General features: G+C 67.2%; 21 protein-coding genes. 14 read left to right on the top strand and 7 right to left on the bottom strand.

The features are described from left to right. Positions 1–157 precede the first annotated feature (157 nt). From BU28_RS0115545 to trpB, 6 genes are all read left to right on the top strand, one after another. Complete coding sequence (locus BU28_RS0115545; RefSeq protein WP_028720290.1) at positions 158–754, top strand: (d)CMP kinase; 597 nt, start codon at positions 158–160, stop codon at positions 752–754. A 228-nt stretch (positions 755–982) separates the two neighbouring features. After that, the gene (gene rpsA / locus BU28_RS0115540; RefSeq protein ID WP_028720289.1) at positions 983–2,662 is read left to right on the top strand and encodes a 30S ribosomal protein S1; all 1,680 of its coding nucleotides are present in this window, start codon (positions 983–985) and stop codon (positions 2,660–2,662) included. Positions 2,663–2,847: 185 nt separating this feature from the next. Beyond that, the gene (ihfB, locus tag BU28_RS0115535; protein WP_028720288.1) at positions 2,848–3,135 is read left to right on the top strand and encodes an integration host factor subunit beta; all 288 of its coding nucleotides are present in this window, start codon (positions 2,848–2,850) and stop codon (positions 3,133–3,135) included. Between the two features lie 34 nt (positions 3,136–3,169). Further along, positions 3,170–3,553, top strand: a complete 384-nt coding sequence (locus BU28_RS0115530) for a LapA family protein (RefSeq protein ID WP_028720287.1) — start codon at positions 3,170–3,172, stop codon at positions 3,551–3,553. Further along, positions 3,553–4,200 (top strand): phosphoribosylanthranilate isomerase, encoded by a 648-nt coding sequence (locus BU28_RS0115525; RefSeq protein ID WP_028720286.1) that lies wholly within the window; start codon positions 3,553–3,555, stop codon positions 4,198–4,200. The genes BU28_RS0115530 and BU28_RS0115525 overlap by 1 nt, the downstream gene beginning before the upstream one ends. A gap of 91 nt (positions 4,201–4,291) precedes the next feature. Next, the gene (trpB, locus tag BU28_RS0115520; RefSeq protein WP_028720285.1) at positions 4,292–5,524 is read left to right on the top strand and encodes a tryptophan synthase subunit beta; all 1,233 of its coding nucleotides are present in this window, start codon (positions 4,292–4,294) and stop codon (positions 5,522–5,524) included. On the opposite strand, the gene BU28_RS0115515 is transcribed toward trpB, so the two are convergent. Next, a complete protein-coding gene (locus BU28_RS0115515) occupies positions 5,521–6,111 on the bottom strand; it encodes a DsbA family protein (protein ID WP_028720284.1) in 591 nt (196 codons plus the stop codon). The genes trpB and BU28_RS0115515 overlap by 4 nt on opposite strands. 211 nt (positions 6,112–6,322) lie before the next feature. Between BU28_RS0115515 and BU28_RS0115510 the strand changes: the two genes are divergently transcribed. After that, entirely contained in the window at positions 6,323–7,867 is a 1,545-nt protein-coding gene (locus tag BU28_RS0115510) for a DegQ family serine endoprotease (protein ID WP_028720283.1), read from the top strand. A 103-nt stretch (positions 7,868–7,970) separates the two neighbouring features. Here BU28_RS0115510 and BU28_RS23290 read toward each other — a convergent pair whose 3' ends face one another. Further along, positions 7,971–8,738 carry an invasion associated locus B family protein gene (locus BU28_RS23290; RefSeq protein ID WP_036763084.1) on the bottom strand — a complete coding sequence of 256 codons (768 nt, stop codon included), beginning with the start codon at positions 8,736–8,738 and terminating at the stop codon, positions 7,971–7,973. A 491-nt stretch (positions 8,739–9,229) separates the two neighbouring features. Here BU28_RS23290 and BU28_RS0115500 point away from each other — a divergent pair, with 491 nt between their 5' ends. Next, the gene (locus tag BU28_RS0115500) at positions 9,230–10,777 is read left to right on the top strand and encodes a helicase HerA-like domain-containing protein (protein ID WP_028720282.1); all 1,548 of its coding nucleotides are present in this window, start codon (positions 9,230–9,232) and stop codon (positions 10,775–10,777) included. Here BU28_RS0115500 and BU28_RS23285 read toward each other — a convergent pair. Beyond that, positions 10,740–11,114, bottom strand: a complete 375-nt coding sequence (locus BU28_RS23285; RefSeq protein ID WP_223850398.1) for a DUF6477 family protein — start codon at positions 11,112–11,114, stop codon at positions 10,740–10,742. The two genes, BU28_RS0115500 and BU28_RS23285, sit on opposite strands and share 38 nt — an antisense overlap. A 214-nt stretch (positions 11,115–11,328) precedes the next feature. Here BU28_RS23285 and BU28_RS0115490 point away from each other — a divergent pair, with 214 nt between their 5' ends. The 6 genes from BU28_RS0115490 (at position 11,329) to BU28_RS0115465 (ending at position 19,689) form a co-directional block, all read left to right on the top strand. After that, a complete protein-coding gene (locus tag BU28_RS0115490; RefSeq protein WP_028720281.1) occupies positions 11,329–12,570 on the top strand; it encodes a DUF6456 domain-containing protein in 1,242 nt (413 codons plus the stop codon). A 122-nt stretch (positions 12,571–12,692) separates the two neighbouring features. Next, positions 12,693–14,600 carry an extracellular solute-binding protein gene (locus BU28_RS0115485; protein WP_028720280.1) on the top strand — a complete coding sequence of 636 codons (1,908 nt, stop codon included), beginning with the start codon at positions 12,693–12,695 and terminating at the stop codon, positions 14,598–14,600. A gap of 40 nt (positions 14,601–14,640) precedes the next feature. Beyond that, positions 14,641–15,780, top strand: coding sequence for a microcin C ABC transporter permease YejB (locus BU28_RS0115480; protein WP_028720279.1), 1,140 nt, complete (start codon positions 14,641–14,643; stop codon positions 15,778–15,780). Continuing rightward, entirely contained in the window at positions 15,780–16,886 is a 1,107-nt protein-coding gene (locus BU28_RS0115475) for an ABC transporter permease (protein ID WP_028720278.1), read from the top strand. Before BU28_RS0115480 ends, BU28_RS0115475 begins: the two co-directional genes overlap by 1 nt. Then, entirely contained in the window at positions 16,883–18,478 is a 1,596-nt protein-coding gene (locus BU28_RS0115470) for an ABC transporter ATP-binding protein (RefSeq protein ID WP_028720277.1), read from the top strand. The genes BU28_RS0115475 and BU28_RS0115470 overlap by 4 nt, the downstream gene beginning before the upstream one ends. Further along, positions 18,475–19,689, top strand: a complete 1,215-nt coding sequence (locus BU28_RS0115465) for a glycosyltransferase family 4 protein (protein WP_028720276.1) — start codon at positions 18,475–18,477, stop codon at positions 19,687–19,689. Before BU28_RS0115470 ends, BU28_RS0115465 begins: the two co-directional genes overlap by 4 nt. On the opposite strand, the gene BU28_RS0115460 is transcribed toward BU28_RS0115465, so the two are convergent. From BU28_RS0115460 to cysT, 4 genes are read right to left on the bottom strand one after another with little or no spacing between them, the layout of a single operon-like run. After that, on the bottom strand, positions 19,686–20,114 hold the full coding sequence (locus BU28_RS0115460) for a hypothetical protein (protein ID WP_051578240.1): 429 nt from the start codon (positions 20,112–20,114) through the stop codon (positions 19,686–19,688). The two genes, BU28_RS0115465 and BU28_RS0115460, sit on opposite strands and share 4 nt — an antisense overlap. Positions 20,115–20,161: 47 nt before the next feature. After that, positions 20,162–20,887, bottom strand: a complete 726-nt coding sequence (locus tag BU28_RS0115455; RefSeq protein WP_028720274.1) for a molecular chaperone DjiA — start codon at positions 20,885–20,887, stop codon at positions 20,162–20,164. A gap of 56 nt (positions 20,888–20,943) precedes the next feature. After that, positions 20,944–21,765 (bottom strand): sulfate ABC transporter permease subunit CysW, encoded by an 822-nt coding sequence (gene cysW, locus BU28_RS0115450; protein ID WP_028720273.1) that lies wholly within the window; start codon positions 21,763–21,765, stop codon positions 20,944–20,946. Next, the gene (gene cysT / locus BU28_RS0115445) at positions 21,762–22,604 is read right to left on the bottom strand and encodes a sulfate ABC transporter permease subunit CysT (protein ID WP_028720272.1); all 843 of its coding nucleotides are present in this window, start codon (positions 22,602–22,604) and stop codon (positions 21,762–21,764) included. The genes cysW and cysT overlap by 4 nt, the downstream gene beginning before the upstream one ends. Position 22,605 lies beyond the last annotated feature (1 nt).

Raw genomic sequence — 22,605 nt, 5'->3', positions numbered from 1 at the left:
TATGCTTCAAAATGTCCGAAACCTTGCGTCACCTCGGCTACGATTGCGGTGTCCTGGCGACCCGCATCCACGAAAAGCCGCTGCGGTCTGCGAGCATCCGCTGGACCTTGCGTCGCACCTGAGGCATTGAACGCGGGACGAGCGCCAGGACCACGCCATGCCTTTTACCATCGCCATCGACGGACCAGCCGCCTCGGGCAAGGGGACGATCGCCCGCGCGCTTGCGCGGCACTTCGGCTTTGCCCACCTTGACACCGGCCTGCTTTACCGGGCGGTCGGCGCCAAGGGCGGCGATCCGGTGCAGGCGGCGCGCAGCCTGACCCCTGATGACCTGGCGCGCGAGGACCTGCGCAGCGCCGCGGCCGGGCAGGCCGCCAGCCGCGTCGCCGCCATCCCCGAGGTGCGCGCGGCGCTGACGGAATTCCAGCGCGCCTTCGCCCGGACCGAGCCCGGCGCGGTCCTGGACGGGCGCGACATCGGCACGGTCATCTGCCCGGGGGCCGAGGTCAAGATCTATGTCACCGCAAGCGACAGCGTGCGCGCGCACCGTCGCGCGATGGAACTTGGCGCGGACGAGGCAATGATCCTGGCGGAACTGCGCGAACGCGACGCCCGCGACGCTGCCCGCGACGTCGCCCCCATGCGTCCCGCCGACGATGCCGAGGCGCTGGACACCACGGCGCTGCGGATCGAGGACGCCATCGCCCGCGCCATCGCCATCGCGGAACGGACCCGCACCCAAGCCCGGCCCTGATCGCCGACAGCATCGAAAAAGCCCGCGGAAGCGGCTGAAACCCTTGCTTCCTTGGGCATTTGTCGCTATATGGCGCCCGTCGGGATAAGGTGACGGGGCCATCACGGGCCGCTTCAGCAAGGGTCGGGCGCATGCCGCGACCCTTTGTGCTTATCCCGGATGACCAAGAAAAAGACCGGCGGAGACAACCGCATGGCCGGAAAACCGCGAAAAGGAAACTGGATTTATATGTGCGCTAAAGCGACCATGGAGGAGTTCGAGGCCCTCCTTAACGAAAGCCTCAGCATCGACACCCCCGAAGAAGGTTCGGTGGTCAAGGGCAAGGTCATCGCCATCGAGGCGGGCCAGGCCATCATCGACGTCGGCTACAAGATGGAAGGCCGCGTCGATCTGAAAGAATTCGCAAACCCCGGCGAAGCCCCGAACATCAACGTGGGCGACGAAGTCGAGGTCTATCTGGACCGCGTCGAGAACGCCCGGGGCGAAGCCAGCATCTCGCGCGAGAAAGCCCGCCGCGAGGAAGCCTGGGATCGGCTCGAGAAAGCCTATGCCGCCGAAGAGCGCGTCGAAGGCGCCATCTTTGGCCGCGTCAAGGGTGGCTTCACCGTCGATCTGGGCGGCGCCGTGGCCTTCCTGCCCGGCAGCCAGGTTGACGTGCGCCCCGTGCGCGACGCAGGCCCGCTGATGGGTCTGAAGCAGCCGTTCCAGATCCTGAAAATGGACCGCCGCCGGGGCAACATCGTCGTGTCGCGCCGCGCCATCCTGGAAGAAAGCCGCGCCGAACAGCGCGCCGAAGTCATCGCCAACCTGACCGAAGGTCAGACGGTCGAGGGCGTGGTCAAGAACATCACCGAATACGGTGCCTTCGTTGACCTGGGCGGCGTCGATGGTCTGCTGCACGTCACCGACATGGCCTGGCGCCGCGTCAACCACCCGTCCGAGATCCTGTCGATCGGCGAAACCGTCAAGGTCCAGGTCGTCAAGATCAACAAGGACACCCACCGCATCAGCCTGGGCATGAAGCAGCTGCAGTCCGATCCGTGGGACACGGTGGCCGACAAGTTCCCGATCGGCTCGGTGCATTCCGGCCGCGTGACCAACATCACCGACTACGGCGCCTTCGTGGAGCTGGAAGCCGGTGTCGAGGGTCTGGTCCACGTCTCGGAAATGAGCTGGACCAAGAAGAACGTCCACCCCGGCAAGATCGTCTCGACCTCGCAAGAGGTTGACGTGATGGTGCTGGAAATCGACGAGGCCAAGCGCCGCGTGTCGCTGGGTCTGAAGCAGACCATGCGCAACCCGTGGGAAGTCTTCGCCGAAACCCATCCGGTCGGCACCGTCATCGAAGGCGAAGTCAAGAACATCACCGAATTCGGTCTGTTCGTCGGCCTGGAAGGCGATATCGACGGCATGGTCCACCTGTCGGACATCTCGTGGGATACCCGTGGCGAAGAAGCCATTCAGGACTTCCGCAAGGGCGACGTGGTGAAAGCCGTTGTCCAGGAAGTCGACATCGACAAGGAGCGCATCTCGCTGTCGATCAAGGCTCTGGAAAACGACGCGATGGCCGAGGCCGTCGAAGGCGTCAAGCGCGGCTCGGTCATCACCGTCACCGTGACGGCGATCGAGGAAGGCGGCATCGAGGTCGAGTACAACGGCATGAAATCCTTCATCCGCCGTTCGGACCTGGCCCGCGACCGTCAGGACCAGCGCCCCGAGCGCTTCCAGGTCGGCGACCACGTCGATGTGCGCGTCACCAACATCGACACCAAGACCCGCCGTCTGGGCCTGTCGATCAAGGCGCGCGAGATCGCCGAAGAGCGTGAGGCCGTCGAACAGTTCGGCTCGTCCGACTCGGGCGCCTCGCTGGGCGACATCCTGGGCGCCGCGCTCAAGAACAAGAACTGATCCTTTCGGATCGCAAGGATGCCTCCGGCCTGCGGGCCGGGGGCGTTTTCATGTCTGCCTTTGGTCCGGGCCGCAAAAAATTCGCAACCCTTTCAGGAACAACGCGTTCTGCCATTGCGTGCTGCCAAGGCTGTTCTAAGATTGCCGGGGCAGGGAATGATTGAAAGCCAAATTCGGGAACCGCAATGATCCGATCAGAACTGATCCAGAAGATCTCCGAAGAGAACCCCCACCTCTTCCAGCGCGATGTCGAGCGGATCGTGAATACGGTCTTCGAGGAGATCATCAATGCCATGGCGCGCGGCGACAGGGTGGAATTGCGCGGCTTTGGCGCCTTTTCCGTCAAGAAACGCGATGCCCGCCAGGGCCGCAATCCGCGCACCGGCGAATCCGTCAGCGTCGACGAAAAGCACGTTCCCTTCTTCAAGACGGGGAAGTTGCTGCGCGAGCGGTTGAACGGCGACGGCGAATAGTCCAGATTGGCCGGGCAATTTCCTGGGGTGACTCATGCGGGCGATCCGGCTTTTCTTTCTTGCGGTCCTAGCCATCGTGCTGGTCCTCGTTGCCACGGCGAACCGCGGCACCATCACCGTCAGTCTTGTTCCCGAAAGCCTGGCGCGCTTTACCGGCGGCCAGTGGTCGCTCAGCCTGCCGGCGTTCCTGGCGCTGTTCCTGGCCATGGTCTTCGGCCTGATCGTGGGGCTGGTCTGGGAATGGCTGCGCGAATCCGGCATCCGAGCCGAGGCGCGGGCCCGTGCCCAGGAACTCGCCCGGCTTGAACGCGAGGTGGGCGACATCCGCCGCAAGCACGCCGAACCCCGGGACGAGGTTCTGGCGATCCTGGACGATTCCGCTGCCCGGCCACGCACGGCGCTGCCCGCGACCCGCTGATGCCCGTTTCGGTCAAGATCTGCGGGCTGAAGGATGCTGGGGCGGTGGATGCCGCCGTCTCTGCTGGCGCGCGCTACCTGGGCTTTGTGTTCTTCCCGAAATCCCCACGCCACGTCACGCCAGAACAAGCGGCCGAACTGGCGACCCGGGTGCCCGTCGGCATCGCGCGCGTGGGTCTGTTCGTCGATCCCAACGACGCCGCGCTGCAATCGGTGCTGGGCCGGGTGCCGCTGGACATCGTCCAGCTTCACGGCACCGAAACCCCGGCCCGCGTTGCCGAGGTCAAGGCTCTGACCGGCCTGCCGGTGATGAAGGCCGTGGGCATCGCCGAACCCGCCGACCTGGACCAACTGTGGGATTATGGGCTGGCCGCCGACATGCTGCTGGTCGATGCCAAGCCGCCAAGGGATGCGACGCTGCCCGGCGGCAACGGGCTGGCCTTCGACTGGCGGCTGTTGGTCGGGCGGCAGATGCTCAAGCCCTGGCTGCTGGCGGGCGGGCTGACGCCCGAAAACGTCAACGCCGCGATCCGGCTGACCCGGGCGCAGGGGGTAGACGTGTCCTCGGGCGTGGAAAGCGCACCGGGCGTCAAGGACGCGGAACGGATCCGTCAGTTCGTTGCCCGCGCGACCGCGCCCGTCCTGTAAGCTTTACCCAACCGGCCTTCGGCAGTAAGAAACCCCAACGGGATTTCACTGTTTCCCAAATACCCATTCAGCAGCGCCCGCGAGGAGAGCCATGGCCGAAGATCTCATCAACAGCTTCATGAACGGCCCGGACGACCAAGGCCGCTTCGGCATCTTCGGCGGCCGCTTCGTCAGCGAGACGCTGATGCCGCTGATCCTGGACCTGCAGGCTGAATACGAACGCGCCAAGGACGATCCCGACTTCTGGGCCGAGATGAACGATCTCTGGGCGCATTACGTCGGCCGCCCCAGCCCGCTCTACTTCGCCCCGCGCCTGACCGAGGCGCTCGGCGGCGCCAGGATCTATCTCAAGCGCGAAGAGCTGAACCACACCGGCAGCCACAAGATCAACAACGTGCTGGGCCAGATCCTGCTGGCGCGCCGCATGGGCAAGACCCGGATCATCGCCGAAACCGGCGCCGGCCAGCATGGTGTGGCGACAGCGACGGTCTGCGCCCGCTTCGGCCTGAAATGCATCGTCTACATGGGCGCGCATGACGTTGAACGCCAGGCGCCGAACGTGTTCCGCATGCGTCTCCTGGGGGCCGAGGTGGTTCCGGTGACCTCGGGCCGCGGCACGCTCAAGGACGCGATGAACGACGCGCTGCGCGACTGGGTGACGAATGTGCGCGATACCTTCTATTGCATCGGCACGGTCGCGGGGCCGCATCCCTATCCGGCGATGGTGCGCGATTTCCAGGCCATCATCGGCCGCGAAACCCGCTGGCAGCTTGAGGAACAGGAAGGCGAGGGGCGGCTGCCCGATACCGTCATCGCGGCCATCGGCGGCGGCTCGAACGCCATGGGCCTGTTCCACCCGTTCCTGGACGATCCGACGGTGCGCATCATCGGGGTCGAGGCCGGCGGCAAGGGCGTCGACGACCGCATGCAGCATTGCGCCAGCCTGACCGGCGGACGGCCGGGCGTCCTGCACGGCAACCGCACCTATCTGCTGATGGACCACGAGGGCCAGATCCTGGAAGGGCATTCGATCAGCGCGGGACTGGATTATCCCGGCATCGGTCCCGAACACGCCTGGCTGAAGGATCAGGGCCGCGCCGACTATGTCAGTGTCACCGACGACGAGGCGCTGGCCGCCTTCCAGACGCTGTGCCAGCTGGAAGGCATCATCCCGGCGCTGGAACCCAGCCACGCCCTGGCCCATGTCATCAAGATCGCGCCGACCCTGCCCAGCGATCACATCATCGTGGTGAACCTGTCGGGCAGGGGCGACAAGGACATCTTCACCGTGGCCAAGCACCTCGGATTCGACATGAAGGTCTAGGATCCGCCGGCGACCAGCGCCGCCAGGTCCTCGCGCGACAGATAGCCGAAGATGGCCTGATCGCCCGCGACAAAGCTGGGCGTTCCCACCAGCCCGATCCGATCGGCCAGATCCAGCGTCGCTTCGATCCGGACGGTGATCTCGGGCGCCTGCATGTCGCGCTCCAGCCGGTCGGTATCCAGCCCGACCGCGCGGGCGGCGCGCAGGACCGATGCCCTTTCCGCGCGCCCGCGCATCTGCATCAGCGCACGATGGAACGCCGGATACTTGCCCTGCCGGTCCGCGGCCAGCGCGGCCATCGCCGCATAGCGCGAGCCTTCGCCGAAGATGGGCGTTTCGTGGATCACCAGCCGGACGTCGGGGTGCTCGGCCAGAAAGGCCGCAACCTCGGGCATGGCCTTGCGGCAGAAGCCGCAGTTGTAGTCGGAAAACTCGACAAGGGTGACGCGGCCCTGGAGATTGCCCAGCACCGGCGCGCCGGGGTCGTTAAAGACGGCCTGCTTGAGGCTTTGGGTATCGTCGGCCGCGGGCGCGGCGGCCGGCAGCAGGCAGGTCAGCATCAGGGCAAGGGCGGCAGGGCGTCGCATCGGGATCCTCCGGCAGGGGTCGTGGTCTTGAAGCCACCGCCGCGGGGCCGCGTCAACCCACCCGCGCCCCATTGACCTTGGCCGCGCGGCAAGTCACGATCAGTTCATTCTTTGCGAGCGTGGTTCATTTGCAACGGGCCTGAAAATCCCCTTGAACATGAGCACATTGCGGCACGAGCGGCGCATGCTCGGCACCGAAGGAGCGAACCCTATGAAAAACCACTCAGCCCGTTATCTGCTGACCGCCTCGGGACTTGCGGTCATGCTGGCCTTCAGCCCTGCGGTCGGGCAGGTCGCGCAGGGCGATGCCGCGGCTCAGGCGGGCAATGGCCAGCCGCTGGCGGCCCCCGAAAGCCAGGCGCGCAAGGAACAGGTGATGCCTGAAAGCTTTGCCGACCTGGTCGAGCGCGTCAGCCCCGCCGTCGTCAACATCACGACGACGGCCACCGTCTCGACGCCGCTTGCGCGCGGTCCGCAACTGCCCGAGGGCAGCCCGTTCAGCGACCTGTTCCGCGAGTTCGGCTTTCCGGGCCTGCCGCCGGGGCCGAACGGCCGTTCGCCCTTTGGTCAGAACGCGCCCGAACAGCGGTCGAACGCGCTGGGGTCGGGCTTCGTGGTCTCGGCCGAGGGGCTGATCGTCACGAACAACCATGTCATCGAGGGCGCCGACGAAATCGAGGTCGAGTTCTTCTCGGGCAAGACCCTGCCCGCCAAGGTGGTGGGCAAGGACGACAAGACGGACATCGCCGTGCTCAAGGTCGAAAGCCCCGAGCCGCTGCCCTTCGTCGAATTCGGCGACAGCGACAAGGCGCGCGTCGGCGACTGGGTGCTGGCGCTGGGGAACCCGCTCGGGCAGGGCTTCTCGGCCTCGACCGGGATCGTCTCGGCGCGCAACCGCGCGCTGTCGGGCACCTACGACGACTTCATCCAGACCGACGCCGCCATCAACCGGGGCAACTCGGGCGGGCCGCTGTTCAACATGGACGGGCAGGTGATCGGCGTGAACACCGCAATCCTGTCGCCCAACGGCGGCTCGATCGGGATCGGCTTCTCCATGGCCTCGAACGTGGTCAGTAAGGTGGTCCAGCAGCTTGAGGAGTTCGGCGAAACGCGGCGCGGCTGGCTGGGCGTCAAGATCCAGCCCGTGACCGAGGATATCGCCGATTCGCTGGGCCTGGATGCGGCGCAGGGCGCGATGGTGACGGATGTGCCGACCGGCCCCGCGGCGCAGGCGGGCATGAAGGCGGGCGACGTGATCACGCGCTTTGCCGGCGGCGACGTCAAGGACCCGCGCGATCTGGTGCGGCGCGTTGCCGATGCGCCGGTGGGCGAGGCGGTGGACGTGACCGTGATGCGCGACGGCAAGCCGGTGGACCTGACGATCACGCTGGGCCGGCGCGAACTGGCCGAAGGCGGCGGCGAAGCCAGCATCAGCGACGGCGATCAGGGCACCAAATCCACCCTGGACGTGATGGGCATGACAGTGGTGCCGGTGACGCCCGAGATTGCGGCCGAGCTGGGCATCCCGGGCGGCGCGCCGGGGCTGGCGGTGCAATCCGTCGATCCGGCGGGTGCCGCCGCCGACAAGGGCCTGATGCCGGGCGATGTCATCACCGAAGCAGGCCAGCAGCCTGTTGCCACAGTGTCCGACCTCGAGGCGCGGGTGCAGGCCGCCAAGGATGCCGGCCGCAAGTCGATCCTGCTGCTTGTCCGCCGCGCGGGCGAGCCGCGCTTTGTCGCCCTGCCGGTCGAATAGGACGGGCATCCGGCAGGCCTTTCGGGCCTGCCAAGCCTTGCGGACATGAAAAAGGGCCGGGTCTTTGCGACCCGGCCCTGTGTCATTTGCTATTCCGGTTGCCTCAGGGTTTGGCGGCCGGGGCCGGGGCCGGGGCCGGGGCCGGGGCCGGAGCAGGGGCGGCAGCGGGCGCGGGTGCCGGGGCGGGCTGGGCCTGGGCCACGGCCTTGTTCGCCTCGACCAGGGCATCCATGCCGGCGGTAAAGCCCTTGAGCGACAGGTTCAGCCGGACCATCTGCTCTTTGGGCGCGCCGAAGGGCAGGACCGAAACGGTCGCCGCGTTGCCTTTCTTGAGGGGGGCGACCTCGGCCTCGGTCAGGCCAATGCGCGAGATGCAGCCCACCGGCGCGCACAGCATGAAGGGATAGCGCGCCTCCTTGCCGGTGTCGATCTGCAGGCCAAGCCCGGCCTGAAGGTCGGTTTCCAGCGGCGCCACGAAGGTCACCACGGCCTGGACGTTGCCGGTCATCGGCAGCACCGAGGTTTCCGCGACGGAGGCGCCCTGCGCGTCCTTGAGCAACTGGTAAAGCTCGCACGGGTCCTTGCCCTCCGCCGTCTTCATGCAGCGCAGCGTCCAGTCGCCGTGGGTCGAGCGGGCATAGGTCTGGCCGACCTTGGGCTCGCCCGTCTCGGCCGGGGCGGCTGCGGCAGGGGCCTCGGTGCCGGCGGCGGGCGCCTCGGCCGCGGGCGGCGTGGCTGGGGCATCGGCTGCGGGTGCCTGAGCCGCGGGTGCGGCGGGGGCCGGGGCCTCGGTGGTTTGCGCCATCGCGCCGGTCGCTCCGGCGATGCTGAAGATGGCGGCGAGCAGAGCCGCAGACGTCCTGTTGGCCATGGTTCTCTTCCTTTGGTCCAAGTTGTCGGGACGACTTATCATGCGTCCGCATCCTTGTCAGGGGCGTTCGCCGGGCGGCCCGTCAACTTTGTGTTGCCTTGCCATGCGATAGGTTGGCGGGACATGCGCCGTCCCGGAAAGGCAAGGGACCCGGGGCGCGTTACGCGCACCCCGGGTCCCCAAGCTTCCCTTCCCTGCCGGACTGGCCGGTCATCATTGGTCGGAAAGCTAGAACGCAGTCATCAAGCCGTCAACTGTTCTAATGGTCACCTTGTCAGACAGGCCAAAACCCCGCTTGTATTCACATAAATCCGCCGAAGCAGGCACTTGCATGAAAAAAGCCGCGCCCGAAGGCGCGGCAGTCCAACAGGGAGGAAAATCGGGGCTCGCGCCACCACGAACCCCGACATGAACAGAGTGGCACAAATTCGTTACGGTTGTATTGTCCTTTCGTCGTGCTGTGCATCTTTTTGCCGATCTGGGGGAACGGGGTGACGGAAATCGTTGATTTCGCAAGGGGAACCGTGCTGCTGGGCGGCGGCGGAGAAGGCCACGCGGTTCCGCAGGTCCTGCTGCTGAAATATGCCAATCGCCACGGGCTGATCGCCGGCGCGACCGGGACGGGCAAGACCGTCACCTTGCAGACGCTGGCCGAGTCGTTTTCGCGTGCGGGGGTGCCTGTTTTTCTGGCGGATGTGAAAGGCGATCTGGCGGGGCTTGCCAAGCCCGGCGGCGGCGACGCCGGTCTGGCCGAGGCCTTTGCCAGGCGCGCCGCGCAGATCGGCGCGCCGCTGGATTACCAGGGCTTTCCCGTGACGTTCTGGGATATCTGGGGCGAGCGCGGCCACCCGGTCCGCGCCACCCCGGCGGAAATGGGCCCGCTGCTGCTGTCGCGCCTTCTGGGCCTGACCGACGCGCAGGAGGGGGCCCTGAACATCGCCTTCCGCGTCGCCGACCAGCAGGGGCTGGCGCTCTTGGACATGAAGGACCTGCAGGCCATGCTGGTCTGGGTCGGCCAGAACGCCAAGGAACTGAGCCTGACCTATGGCAATGTCTCGGCCGCGTCGGTGGGGGCGATCCAGCGGGCGCTGATGGTGCTTGAGAACGAGGGGGGCAGCCTGCTGTTCGGAGAGCCGGCGCTGGAGCTTGCCGATCTGGTGCGGCTGGATGCCTCGGGCAAGGGTGTGGTCAGCATCCTGTCGGCCGAGCGGCTGATGAACGCGCCGCGGCTTTATGCGACCTTCCTGCTGTGGCTGATGTCCGAACTGTTCGAGCAACTGCCCGAGGTGGGCGACCCGGACAAGCCGCGCATCGCCTTTTTCTTCGACGAGGCGCATCTGCTGTTCAACGATGCGCCCGCGGCGCTGGTCGCCAAGATCGAGCAGGTGGCGCGGCTGATCCGCTCGAAAGGGGTCAGCCTGTGGTTCATCACCCAGAACCCGGCCGATCTGCCCGAGGGAGTGCTGGGCCAGCTGGGCAACCGCGTGCAGCACGGCTTGCGCGCCTTTACTGCCAAGGACCAGAAGGCGCTGCGGTTGGCGGCGCAGAACTATCGCGCCAATCCCGCCTTCGATACCGCCGAGGCGATCCTGTCGCTGGGCACGGGCGAGGCCGTCACCTCGCTGCTTGAGGAAAAGGGCGTCCCGGGCGTGGCGCAGCGCACGCTGATCCGGCCGCCGCTGTCCCAGCTTGGCCCGATCACCGATGCCGAGCGGGCGGCGATCGTCGCGGCTTCGGCCCTTGGGTTGAAATACGGCAAGGCGCTGGACCGGGAATCCGCCGCCGAGTTGCTGGCCCGCCGGACCGAGCAGGCAGCCGCGCCAAAGCCCTTGGACGATGACCTGTGGGCGATGGAAAAGCCGCGGGCACGTCGCCCCGACCCGTCGATCCAGATCCGCGAACCCCGGGCGCCCACGCGCAGGAGCAACGCCGACAGCATCGCCGAAGCGTTCGGCAAAAGCCTGGCCCGGCAGATCGGGACGAAGACCGGGCAGGCCATCGTCAGGGGCGTGCTGGGATCGCTGTTCCGAACGAAGTGATCGCCGCGCCTCCGACCGGGGCCATGTGCCGCATCTGACCGGCGGTTTCGGCGATGATGGCGACCAGCAGCAGGATGTGGCGTTGAAGGTCGTAGTCGGCCTGCGCCTCGCGCCGGGCCTGATCCAGCCGGGCCTCTTCGGCGGCAAGGCGGGGCAGGGCGGCGCCCGGTTCAGGCAGGTCGTCGCATTTCAGAAGCCGCCGCAGGTCCCGCTTGCGATTCCATCCGTTCAGGCCGGCACGGGCGGCCTGGACCAGCAGGCGGGGGCGCCGAAAGGGGCGCATCACGGGGTCTGCGCGACGCGGCTGGAACTGGATCACGTTGGGCATCATTGTCATGGCGTCTCTCCTGCCTTGGGCTGTGTTATGAAATTATTCACAACCTAAGCGTGTGTTGCGCCACAGCTGCGACCTCCGCGCGCAGTGGCAAGGATTCTTTAGGATTTGTTAGCAAAGATTGCGGCAGGTCAGCCCCGGGCCTGCCATCTGGCCGGGTATTCGTCACAACACCCATGAGCGAGCGCCTGCCGGTTCGCTCGCAGGAAGCGAAGGAATGAACATGACAATTCAGACGGGAGATTTCGCCACGGACGCTTCGCTGGCCGGACTGCCCGCCGGCTTCGACGTCAAGTGCGGCAATCGCCCCGACGGCGCGGGCACGGCGGCACCGGATGCCGGCACCTTCCAGGCCCTGCCGGTCCGCGCCCTTGACGGGGACGAGGACGGTGATCTGGGCCTGTACCTGCGCCACATCGAAGGCGGGGAAACCATCCGTTCGCTGGCGCGGGAACTGGGCTGCCACGCCTCGACGATCATGCGCCGCATCCGCCGGTTCGAGGCGCGGCGCGACGATCCGCTGGTCGACCAGGCCGTCGAGCGGGCCGCCACCCGACGGCAACCTGCTCCGGGCGACGTGGCCCTGGGCCGCACGGGCATGCGCCAGATCGCGCGCATCCTGCGCCGCCTGGCCGAGCCGGGGGCGCAGATGATCGTGGCCGACGGCATGGACAAGGCCATCGTGGTCCGGGACGAGATCCGCACCGCGATCCTGGACCGGGAGCTGGCGGAGCACATGGCGATCCGCGCCTGGGTGCAACTGGTGGGCCAGGGCAAGATGTGCCGCTATGTCATCGCCGCGCCGGGGCGCGACGCGCTGCGGGCGTTGCTGGCGGCGCGCAGGCGGGGCGCCCTGCCGCAGTCCGAGGATTTTCTGCTGGCCGATCCCGTCCCCAAGGCGGCGGCGCTGCCCGAGGGATGCGCCGAGGATGCCGCGACCTTCGACCATGCCGAGCGTCACCGGAGTTGGGAAGAGCGCGAGATCGCCGACCCCGAGGACGGCCGCCGCCGGCGCATGCGCGTCAACATCGCCGAAAGCCCGCTGCTGATGCTGGCCCGCCGGCGCGAGGCGGACGGCAGCCCCTTTCTGTCGCCCGAGATCGTCGCGGCGGGCGAGCGCCTGCGCGAGGATTTCGAGCTGGCCCAGATGGGTCCGCGCATCACCCAGAACTGGGACCGCTTCCTGACGGCGGGGGTGGATGTCTCGGGCCTGCCGGCGGGGTTCGGCGGCGGGTCGGAAAGCGCGCGCAACCGGGTCGCGGCGGCGCTGCGCGAACTGGGGCCCGGAATGGGCGACATGTGCCTGCGCGTCTGCTGCTTTCTGGAGGGGATCGAGATGACCGAGCGGCGCCTGGGCTGGTCGGCGCGGTCGGGCAAGATCGTCCTGCGCTTGGCGCTGATGCGGCTGGAGCGGCACTATCGCGAAACCTACGGCTCGGGCGCCCCGCTGATCGGCTAGGGACCGACGCCCGTGGCGAGTGGGCGCCCGCGGGGGCGCCCATTGCGATCACGCGATTGCATGTTGAACCGAGGCGCGTGGCTGCTAGCTTGCGGCAGACACGAGAGTTTCGGGACATATCCATGCACAGACGATCCTTGCTCCAGACCGCCATTGCCGCCTTTGGCGTGGGGGCCCTGCGCCTGCCGGCCGCCTGGGCGCAGGCGCCGGCCCCCGCCGAGGCAGCGGATGCGGTGCCTGCGGGCGACCGGGTGATCCGGGCGCATGGCATCTCGATCTTTGGCGAGCCGAGGCTGCCGGCGGATTTCCCGCACCTGCCCTATGTCAATCCCGATGCCCCGAAGGGCGGCGAGATTTCCGAGGCGATCCCGAACAGCTCGAACTTCGACAACCTGAACCCGTTTTCCGACCAGGGCCGCCCGGCGGTGCTGGCGGCGGTGGCACTGGAAAGCCTGCTGGCGGGGGATGCCAGCGACTTCGGCGCCGCCTACGGGCTGCTGGCCGAATGGCTGGAATATCCCGAGCACCGCGACTGGGTGATCTTTTCCATCCGTCCCGAGGCGAAGTTTTCGGACGGCACACCTGTCACCGCGCATGACGTAGTCTTTACCTATGAAACCCTGCGCGACAAGGCCAGGATCGCGATTCGCACGCTGATCATGCAGCAGGTCGCCAAGGTCGATGCGCTGGACGACCGCCGCGTGCGGTTCTATTTCACCAAGGGCTATCCCCGGCGCGAGGTCATCCAGTTCGTTGGCGGACTCGGGATCTTTTCGCGCAAGGACTTCATGGACAACAAGCGCGACCTGGCCGCGCCCATGAACACGCCGATGATCGGCTCGGGCCCCTATGTGCTGGGTTCGGTCTCGATGGGAAGGACCGTGGCCGCGACACGGCGGCCGGACTATTGGGGCGAGGGTCTGCCGATCAGCCGCGGGCGCTACAACTTCGACCGCATCCGTTTTGAATACTTCGCCGATTACGACACTGCCTATCGCTCGTTCGAGGTCGGGGAATACACCTTCCGGCGCGAGGTCAAGTCGCTGCTGTGGGCGACCGGCTACAAGTTCGCGGCGATGGAAAAAGGCTGGGTCCGGCGCGAGGCATTGCCCGACGGCAGCCCGGTCAATGGCCAGGCCTGGGTCTTCAACCTGCGCCGGCCCAAGTTCCAGGATGCCCGCCTGCGCGAGGCGATCGGGCTGATGTTCAACTTTCACTGGACCAATGCGACGCTGTTCTATGGGCTTTACAAGCGCGTGAACAGTTTCTGGGAAAACACGCCGCTTGCCGCGCAGGGCAAGCCCTCGCCCGAGGAACTGGCGCTGCTGGAACCCCTGGCCCAGCATATCCCGCCCGAGGTTCTGACCGAGGACGCCTGGCTTTGGCCCGAGGGCACCGCCCAGCAGCTGGACCGGGCGATGGTGCGCCGCGTGACCGCCCTGCTTGAGGAAGCCGGCTGGAAGAGCGTCGCGGGCGATCCGATCCGGCGCAATGCCAAGGGCGAGCCTCTGCGCGTCGAGTTCATGAACGACGGCCCCGACCAGGACCGCATCCTGGATCCCTATATCGAAAACCTGCGCCGGGTCGGCATCGACGCCGTGAACCTGCGGGTGGACAATTCCGAGCAGGTGGCGCGCATCCGCTCGCACGATTTCGACCTGACCTCGGATTTCCTGGGCCAGACCCCGATCCCGGGGGCCGAGATGCGCCCGGTCTTCGGATCCGAGTTCGCGGGCACCGACAGCAACCTGTCGGGTCTGGCCAATCCGGCGGTGGACAGCCTGATGCGGACGGTCGAATCCGCGCAAGACGAGGCCACGATGCTGACCGCCGTCCACGCGCTGGACCGGGTGCTGCGCGCCATCAAGCTTTGCGTGCCGCAATGGTACACCCCGAACCACCTGATCGCCTATTACGACATGTTCGGCCACCCGTCCGAGTTGCCCCCCTATGCGTTGGGAGAGCTTGATTTCTGGTGGTATGACGCGGATAAGGCCGAAAAGCTGAAACAAGCCGGCGCTCTGCGCTAGTCCCCCGGGACGGCGCGGACCAGGCGGAGAACAGGGGCGGATGGCAGCCTATATCCTGCGGCGCTTGCTGCTGATCATTCCCACCTTGATCGGCATCATGCTGGTCAATTTCACGCTGACCCAATTCGTTCCGGGCGGCCCGATCGAGCAGGTGATCGCCCGCGTCCAGGGCGAGGGCGACGCCTTCCGCAACATCTCGGGCGGGGGCGGCGATGCGGCGCAGAACACCGAATACGCCGGCGCGCGCGGTATTCCGCCCGAGTTGCTGGACCAGCTTGAGGTGCAGATGGGCTTTGCCCGCATCACCTGCGACGCCGCCCACCAGGGTGCGCCGGACCTGAAATCGCCCGATTGCCGCAAGGAAAAGATCGGCGCGGCCGAGCGTTTCCTGATCATGCTGGGCAACTATGTCCGCTTCGATTTCGGGACCAGCTTCTTCCGCTCGGTCTCGGTGATCGACCTGGTGCTGGAAAAGATGCCGGTCTCGATCACGCTGGGCCTGTGGTCCACGCTGATCGCCTATCTGATCTCGATCCCGCTGGGCATCCGCAAGGCGGTCAGGAACGGCACGCCCTTTGACACCTGGACCAGCGGGGCAATCATCATCGGCTATGCGATCCCCGCCTTCCTGTTCGCGGTGCTGCTGATGGTGCTGTTCGCGGGCGGCAGCTATTGGCGCATCTTTCCGCTGCGCGGGCTGACCAGCGACAATTTCGCCGACCTCAGCCTGCTGGGCAAGATCAAGGACTATCTGTGGCACATCACCCTGCCGGTGGTGGCGACCACGATTTCCAGCTTTGCCACGCTGACCCTGCTGACCAAGAACAGTTTCCTGGACGAGATCAACAAGCAATACGTCATGACCGCCCGCGCCAAGGGCCTGACCGAGCGGCGGGTGCTGTATGGCCATGTCTTCCGCAACGCCATGCTGATCGTGATCGCGGGTTTTCCGGCGATGTTCCTGGGCGTCTTCTTCGGCTCGTCCATCCTGATCGAAACGATCTTCTCGCTGGACGGGCTGGGCCGGCTGGGCTTCGAGGCGGCGGTGCAGCGCGACTACCCGGTGATCTTCGGCACGCTTTACGTCTTTGGCCTGCTGGGCCTTCTGGTCGGCATCCTGTCGGACCTGATGTATGTGCTGGTCGATCCGCGCATCGACTTCGAGCGGAGGGCCGGCTGATGGCGATGTCCGAGCTGAACCGCCGGCGGCTGCGAAATTTCCGCCGCAACAAGCGCGCCTTCTGGTCGCTGATCCTCTTTTCGGTGATGTTCGTCGCCTCGCTTTTCGCCGAGCTGCTGGCCAACGACAAGCCGATCGTCGTCAGCTATCGCGGCAACCTGTACTTCCCCGTCTATCAGTTCTATCCCGAAACGACCTTCGGGGGCGATTTCGGGACCGAGGCGATCTATACCGACCCCGGGGTGCAATGCCTGATCCTGACCGGCGGGCGCCCGGAATGCTGGGACGACCCCGAGGGGACGCAGCGCGCCGCGGCCGAAACCGGCCAGGTGGCGGGCGAGGCGGTCCATCGCGGCTGGATGATCTGGCCGCCGGTGCCCTATCACTATCGCACCATCAACAACGTGGGCACCGCCCCAAGCGCGCCCGATGCTTCGCATTGGCTGGGTACGGACGATACCGCGCGCGATGTGCTGGCGCGGGTGATCTATGGCTTCCGCCTGTCGGTCCTGTTCACGCTGATCGTGACGGCCGTCAGTTCGGTCATCGGCATCGCCGCCGGTGCCGTGCAGGGCTATTTCGGCGGCCGCACCGACCTGGTGTTTCAGAGACTGCTTGAGATATGGGGATCAACCCCTTCTCTTTACGTGATTATCATTCTGTTCGCGATCCTCGGGCGCAGCTTCTGGCTGCTGGTCTTTGTCTCGATCCTGTTCGGATGGCCGGCGCTGGTCGGTGTCGTGCGGGCCGAATTCCTGCGGGCGCGCAATTTCGAATATGTCCGCGCGGCGCGCGCGCTGGGGGTTTCCGACCGCACCATCATGTTCCGCCACATCCTGCCCAACGCGATGGTGGCGACGCTGACCATGCTGCCCTTTGTCGTGACCGGGACGATTTCCTCGCTGGCCGCGCTGGACTACCTGGGATACGGCCTGCCCAGTTCGGCGCCCTCGCTGGGCGAACTGGCCTTGCAGGCCAAGCAGAACCTGCAGGCGCCCTGGCTGGGCTTCACCGCCTTCTTCAGCTTTGCCATCATGCTGTCGCTGCTGGTCTTCATCTTCGAAGGCGTGCGCGATGCCTTCGACCCTAGAAAGACGTTCCGATGACCCCGGTCCTGCAAGTCGAAAACCTGCGGATCGGGTTCCGGCAGGACGGGCGGCTGGTGCCGGCGGTGCGGGGCGTCAGCTTTGCGGTCGGCAAGGGCGAAACCGTTGCGCTGGTGGGCGAATCCGGCAGCGGCAAGTCGGTCACGGCGCTGTCGACGGTGGGCTTGCTGGGTGAGGCGGCCGAGCTTGAGGGTTCGGTCCGCTACGCCGGGCGCGAGCTTGTCGGCGCGTCTGAACCCGAGTTGCGCCGGGTGCGCGGCAATGACATCAGCTTCATCTTTCAGGAACCGATGACATCGCTGAACCCGCTGCACACGCTGGAACGCCAACTGGGCGAAAGCCTGGCGCTGCACCAGGGGTTGCGCGGGCAGGCGGCGCGGGCCCGGATCGTGGAACTGCTGACCCGGGTGGGCATCCGCGACCCTGAACAGCGGCTGGCCGATTATCCGCACCAGTTTTCCGGCGGCCAGCGCCAGCGCATCATGATCGCGATGGCCCTGGCGAACGGTCCCGAACTGCTGATCGCGGACGAACCGACGACGGCGCTGGACGTGACCATCCAGGCCCAGATCATGGAGCTTCTGGCCGAACTCAAGGCCGCCGAGGGGCTGTCGATGCTGTTCATCAGCCACGACCTGGGGCTGGTGCGCCGCATCGCCGACCGGGTCTGCGTGATGAAGGGGGGCGAGATCGTGGAACAAGGTCCGGTCGAGGCGATCTTTGCCGATCCGCAGCACGAATACACCCGCATGCTGCTGGCCGCCGAACCGAAGGGCCTGGCCGAGCCCTTGGTGGGCGACCCGCCCGAGGTGGTGTCCACCCGCGACCTGAAGGTCTGGTTTCCGATCCAGCGCGGCTTCCTGCGCCGCACCGTGGGCCACGTCAAGGCGGTGAACGGCGCCAGCCTGACCGTGCGCGTGGGCGAGACGCTGGGCATCGTGGGCGAATCCGGCTCGGGCAAGACGACGCTGGCCTTGGCGATCATGCGGCTGATCCAAAGCGAGGGGCCGATCGTCTATATGGGCCGCGACATCGCGCGCCTGGACGGGCGGGCGCTGCGGGGATTGCGGCGCGACATGCAGATCGTGTTCCAGGACCCCTACGGCAGCCTGTCGCCGCGGATGACGGTCGAGCAGATCATCGCCGAGGGCCTTGGCGTCCACGGGATCGAGCCGGGCCGCGACCGGCGCGAGATGGTTTCCGCGATCATGGCCGAGGTGGGCCTGGACCCCGCGATGATGCACCGCTATCCGCATGAATTCAGCGGCGGCCAGCGCCAGCGCATCGCCATCGCGCGCGCCATGATCCTGAACCCCAGGCTGGTCGTCCTGGACGAACCCACCAGCGCGCTGGACATGACCGTGCAGGTCCAGATCGTGGAGTTGCTGCGCGGCTTGCAACGCAAGCACGGGCTGGCCTTCCTGTTCATCAGCCACGACCTGCGGGTGGTGCGCGCCATGTCGCACCAGATCATGGTTATGCGCGCCGGCGAGGTGGTCGAGCAGGGCACCACCGCCGAGGTCTTCGACGCGCCGAAAAGCGATTACACCCGCCGCCTGATCGAGGCCGCCTTTCTGACGAAGCTCGCATGAAGATCCTGTTCGTTCACCAGAATTTCCCCGGCCAGTTCCTGCATCTGGCGCCGGCGCTGGCCGCGCGCGGCCACAAGGTGCTGGCCCTGACCGACGAAAAGAACCAGCGCCCCTCGCCGGTGCAGGTCGTGCGCTACAAGGCGCCGGGTGAAAACACCGTACGCGGTTTGGCCCGGTCCTATGCCGACCACGCCGAACGGGGCTGGCTGGCCGCGCGCGGCTGCCGGGCGCTGCGCGACCAGCACGGCTATGTGCCCGACCTGATCTTTGGCCATTCCGGCTGGGGCGAGACGCTGTTCCTGCGCGAGATCTGGTCCGATGCGAAGCTGCTGGTCTATGCCGAGCTGCTGTATCGGACGCGCGGCCATGACGTGGGCTTCGACCCCGAGATCACCCCCGACAGCGACGAGGGCCGGGTCAGCACGCTGTCACGCTCGGCCCATCTGATCCAGGGGCTGGTGCAGGCCGACGCGGGCCTGTCGCCCACGCGCTATCAGGCCGACAGCTTCCCGCCCGAACTGCGCCAGAAGCTGACGGTGATCCATGACGGGATCGACACCGACATCGTCAAGCCCAACCCCGCCGCCAGCCTGACCCTGCCCGACGGCAGGGTGCTGACGGCGGGGGACGAGGTGCTCAGCTATGTCTCGCGCTCGCTCGAGCCCTATCGCGGCTTTCACCGCTTCATGCGGGCTCTGCCGGCGGTGATGCGGGCGCGGCCCGGTGCGCAGGTCGTGCTGATCGGCGGCGACGGCGTCAGCTATGGCGGCAAGCCGCAGGACGCCGACAGCTGGAAGGCCAAGATGCTGGCCGAACTTGACGGCCAGCTGGACCTGTCGCGCATCCATTTCCTGGGCCGCGTGCCTTATCCGCAATACCTGTCGCTGCTGCAGGTCGCGCGGGTGCACTGCTATCTGACCTATCCCTTTGTCCTAAGCTGGTCCCTGACCGAGGCGATGGCGGCGGGCTGTCAGATCGTCGCCTCGGACACCGAGCCGGTGCGCGAACTGATACGGGACGGGGAAAACGGGCGGCTGGTCCCGTTCTTCGACCAGCCCGCGTTGGAGGCCGCGCTGATCCGCGCGCTGGCGGGCGACCCCGATGCCCCGCGGCTGGGGGCGGCGGCGCGCCAGACCATCGTGGACGGCTATGACCTGAAGCGCCAGAGCCTGCCGCGCCTGATCGACTGGGTCGAGGGATTCGCGCCCTAAAGCTCGATTTCGGAGGCCGGGTCGCGCGGCGGCAGGGGCGCCGGTTTGTCGGGGGCGGGCGCCTCGGGCGCGGGCCGCATCATGTCGCGCAGGTTCGGCCCGATGGGCGGGGGCGGCGGAGCCTCGGCACGGCGGCGGATCAGGATATCGCCGTTTTCCAGACGCTCGGGGGCCTGATAGTTCTTCACGTCATCCATCAGATCGCCGATTTCGCCCATGACCGGGCCCACATCCTGCGCAAGCCCGCCCAGGTCGCGGCCCAGCCTTTCCAGAGATGGTCGCGCACGGTCCAGCAGGCCTTGCATGAACCCGTCCAGCGTGTCCTGCGTATCCGGTGGGTCGGCGGGCGGCGGTTCATAGGGCTGGGACAGGCCGGGACCGGCCAGCAGCACAAGCGCGACAAGGGCGGCAGTCGGTCGGATCATTCGGCTTTCCTTCCGCGATGAAACCCCGGACGGCGGCGCCGGTTCCGTCAGGCGACGCGGGGGCGATACTGGTTTCGGAACGCGTCCCAGGCTTCGTTCAGGGCGCGGGTGCGCGCCTCGGCCAGGCGGATCGCCTCGGGCGGCAGGCCGCGGGCGATGGCGCGGTCGGGGTGGCTTTCGCGGACCAGGTCGCGCCAGCGCTTGCGCGCCTCGGGCAGGGGCGTGTCGGGGCTGATGCCCAGCACCTCGCACGAGGGGCAGCCGCGGCGGCGGTCGTGACGGGCGCGGATCGCGGCGGCCTGCGGCTCGGGGATGCCGAAGATGCGGGCGACCTCGTCCAGAAAGACGATCTCGGCCTCGTTCAGCTCGGCGTCGGCCACGGCGATGATGTAGAGCCCCTCCAGCACATCGGCCAGCACCGGGTCGCCCTGCGGGAACATGGCGGCGATCCGCCGCGCCCAGGCGTCGAAACCCGCGACGTCCTGCCGCGCCAGGTCAAAGACGCGGGCGGCGTTCTTTTCCTCGGCCCGCGGGATGATGAAGACCCGGCGAAAGGCCGCGACCTCGGACCGGGCCACCGCACCGTCGGCCTTGGCAAGCTTCGCGCCCAGCGCGATCACCGCGATGGTGAAGGCCACCGACTTTTCCGGCGGCGTGGCCGCGCGAGGGGCGCCCAGTAGCGCCGCCAGGCGGTCGGCAATGCGCTGCCAGAAGCTGCGCGGCTTCGGCAGGCTGGGGCATTGGGTCGGGTGGTCCTTGAGCACGGCGTCCATGGTTCAAGCCTAAGGTCAGGGCGGGGGGCAAGTCCACTGACAATCCCGCCAGCGGCCTACCTGCGACTTTCCAACGCAGCCTTGACCACCAGCACCACCAGCGCGATGACGGTCAGGGTCGAGGCGGCGGCGAAGGCGCCGGTCGTGTTCAGGTCGTTGAACATCAGTTCGATCTGCAGGGGCAGGGTGTTCGTCTGCCCCCGGATCGCGCCCGACACGACCGAGACGCCGCCGAATTCGCCGACTGCGCGCGCCGTGCACAGGACCGCGCCGTAAAGCAGCGCCCAGCGGATGTTCGGCAGGGTCACGCGGGAAAACACCTGCCAGCCCCGCGCGCCCAGCGTCACCGCCGCCTGTTCCTGTTCCGAGCCCTGGGCCTGCATCAGCGGCAGCACCTCGCGCGCGACGAAAGGGGCGGTGACGAACATCGTGACCAGCACGATCCCGGGAATCGCGAACATGATCTTGATGTCGTGGTCGGCAAGCCAGGGCCCCAGCAGGCCCTGCCGGCCGTAAAGCAGCAGATAGCAGATGCCCGCGATGATGGGCGAAATCGAAAAGGGGATCTCGATCAGCGTGACCAGCAGCTTGCGGCCGGGAAAGCGAAAGCGGGCGATGGCCCAGGCGGCGGCGATGCCGAAGGCCACGTTGACCGGCACCACGATCACCGCGACCAGCGTGGTCAGCCAGATCGCGTGCCGGGTCAGGGGATCGGTGATGTTGCCCAGGTAGACGGCCCAGCCCTCGGCGAAGGCGCGCCAGAAGATGAAGGCCAGCGGCGCCACGACGAACAGCGCGGTCAGCGCGAAGGCCAGCCCGATCAGCAGGCGCGGCACCGTGCGGCTTTGGCCGGGGGCGTCGGTCAGGGACAGGCTCATGCCGCGGGCTCCAGATGGCGGGTGGCGCGGAACTGGATCCAGTTGGAAAAGGCCAGCAGCACCAGCGCCAGCACCAGCAGCACAAGCGCAATGGCCGCCGCGCCCTGATAGTCGTATTCCTCGAGCCGGATATAGGCCAGAAGCGCCGCGATCTCGGTCTTGAAGGGCAGGTTGCCGGCGATGAAGACCACCGCGCCGAATTCCCCCAGGCTGCGGGCAAAGGCAATGGTCGAACCCGACAGCCAGGCCGGCCAGATCGCCGGCAGCACCACCCGGCGGAAGATGGCAAAGGGCCGCGCGCCCAGCGTCATCGCCGCCTGCTCGAGCGTCGGGTCCAGATCCTCGAGCACCGGCTGGATCGCGCGCACGACGAAGGGAATCGAGGTGAAGGTCATCGCCAGGATCACGCCTCCCAGCGTATAGACCACCTCGATGCCCAGCCCCGCCAGCGGCGCGCCGAACCAGCCGTTCGCCGAATAAAGCGCCGTCAGCGAGATGCCCGCGACCGCCGTGGGCAGCGCAAAGGGGACATCCATCAGCGCGTCCAGGATGCGCTTGCCCGGAAAGTCATAGCGGGTCAGCACCCAGGCCATCAGCAGGCCGTAGAAGGCGTTGAAGAGGGTGGCGGCAAAGGCCGCCGTCACCGTCACCCGAAGCGCCGCCAGCGTGCGCGGGGCCGAGATGATGGCCCAGAAGCGGGCCGGCCCGATTTCGGCGCCCTTCAGCACCAGCGCGATCACCGGGATCAGGATGATCAGCGCGACAAAAAGCAGCGTGGTGCCAAGGCTCAGCGAAAAGCCCGGCAGCACGCGTTTGGGTCGGATGACGCCGGCGCTCACG

This window comes from Paracoccus yeei ATCC BAA-599 (assembly GCF_000622145.1).
GTDB lineage: Bacteria > Pseudomonadota > Alphaproteobacteria > Rhodobacterales > Rhodobacteraceae > Paracoccus > Paracoccus yeei.
Note: the sequence above shows the minus strand (reverse complement) of the source record. Positions and strands in the feature narration are given on the sequence as shown.

What these genes read in the sequence shown, in the direction of transcription:
- BU28_RS0115525 (WP_028720286.1), top strand. Translation starts at nt 3,553, where the DNA reads ATGCCCGTTTCGGTCAAGATCTGCGGGCTGAAGGATGCTGGGGCGGTG.
- BU28_RS0115455 (WP_028720274.1), bottom strand. Translation starts at nt 20,887, where the DNA reads ATGGACGCCGTGCTCAAGGACCACCCGACCCAATGCCCCAGCCTGCCG.
- BU28_RS0115490 (WP_028720281.1), top strand. Translation starts at nt 11,329, where the DNA reads ATGAACATGACAATTCAGACGGGAGATTTCGCCACGGACGCTTCGCTG.
- trpB (WP_028720285.1), top strand. Translation starts at nt 4,292, where the DNA reads ATGGCCGAAGATCTCATCAACAGCTTCATGAACGGCCCGGACGACCAA.
- BU28_RS0115485 (WP_028720280.1), top strand. Translation starts at nt 12,693, where the DNA reads ATGCACAGACGATCCTTGCTCCAGACCGCCATTGCCGCCTTTGGCGTG.
- BU28_RS0115545 (WP_028720290.1), top strand. Translation starts at nt 158, where the DNA reads ATGCCTTTTACCATCGCCATCGACGGACCAGCCGCCTCGGGCAAGGGG.
- BU28_RS0115460 (WP_051578240.1), bottom strand. Translation starts at nt 20,114, where the DNA reads ATGATCCGACCGACTGCCGCCCTTGTCGCGCTTGTGCTGCTGGCCGGT.
- BU28_RS23285 (WP_223850398.1), bottom strand. Translation starts at nt 11,114, where the DNA reads ATGACAATGATGCCCAACGTGATCCAGTTCCAGCCGCGTCGCGCAGAC.
- BU28_RS0115530 (WP_028720287.1), top strand. Translation starts at nt 3,170, where the DNA reads ATGCGGGCGATCCGGCTTTTCTTTCTTGCGGTCCTAGCCATCGTGCTG.
- BU28_RS0115465 (WP_028720276.1), top strand. Translation starts at nt 18,475, where the DNA reads ATGAAGATCCTGTTCGTTCACCAGAATTTCCCCGGCCAGTTCCTGCAT.
- BU28_RS0115510 (WP_028720283.1), top strand. Translation starts at nt 6,323, where the DNA reads ATGAAAAACCACTCAGCCCGTTATCTGCTGACCGCCTCGGGACTTGCG.
- BU28_RS0115475 (WP_028720278.1), top strand. Translation starts at nt 15,780, where the DNA reads ATGGCGATGTCCGAGCTGAACCGCCGGCGGCTGCGAAATTTCCGCCGC.
- BU28_RS23290 (WP_036763084.1), bottom strand. Translation starts at nt 8,738, where the DNA reads ATGGCCAACAGGACGTCTGCGGCTCTGCTCGCCGCCATCTTCAGCATC.
- BU28_RS0115480 (WP_028720279.1), top strand. Translation starts at nt 14,641, where the DNA reads ATGGCAGCCTATATCCTGCGGCGCTTGCTGCTGATCATTCCCACCTTG.
- ihfB (WP_028720288.1), top strand. Translation starts at nt 2,848, where the DNA reads ATGATCCGATCAGAACTGATCCAGAAGATCTCCGAAGAGAACCCCCAC.
- BU28_RS0115515 (WP_028720284.1), bottom strand. Translation starts at nt 6,111, where the DNA reads ATGCGACGCCCTGCCGCCCTTGCCCTGATGCTGACCTGCCTGCTGCCG.
- cysW (WP_028720273.1), bottom strand. Translation starts at nt 21,765, where the DNA reads ATGAGCCTGTCCCTGACCGACGCCCCCGGCCAAAGCCGCACGGTGCCG.
- rpsA (WP_028720289.1), top strand. Translation starts at nt 983, where the DNA reads ATGTGCGCTAAAGCGACCATGGAGGAGTTCGAGGCCCTCCTTAACGAA.
- BU28_RS0115470 (WP_028720277.1), top strand. Translation starts at nt 16,883, where the DNA reads ATGACCCCGGTCCTGCAAGTCGAAAACCTGCGGATCGGGTTCCGGCAG.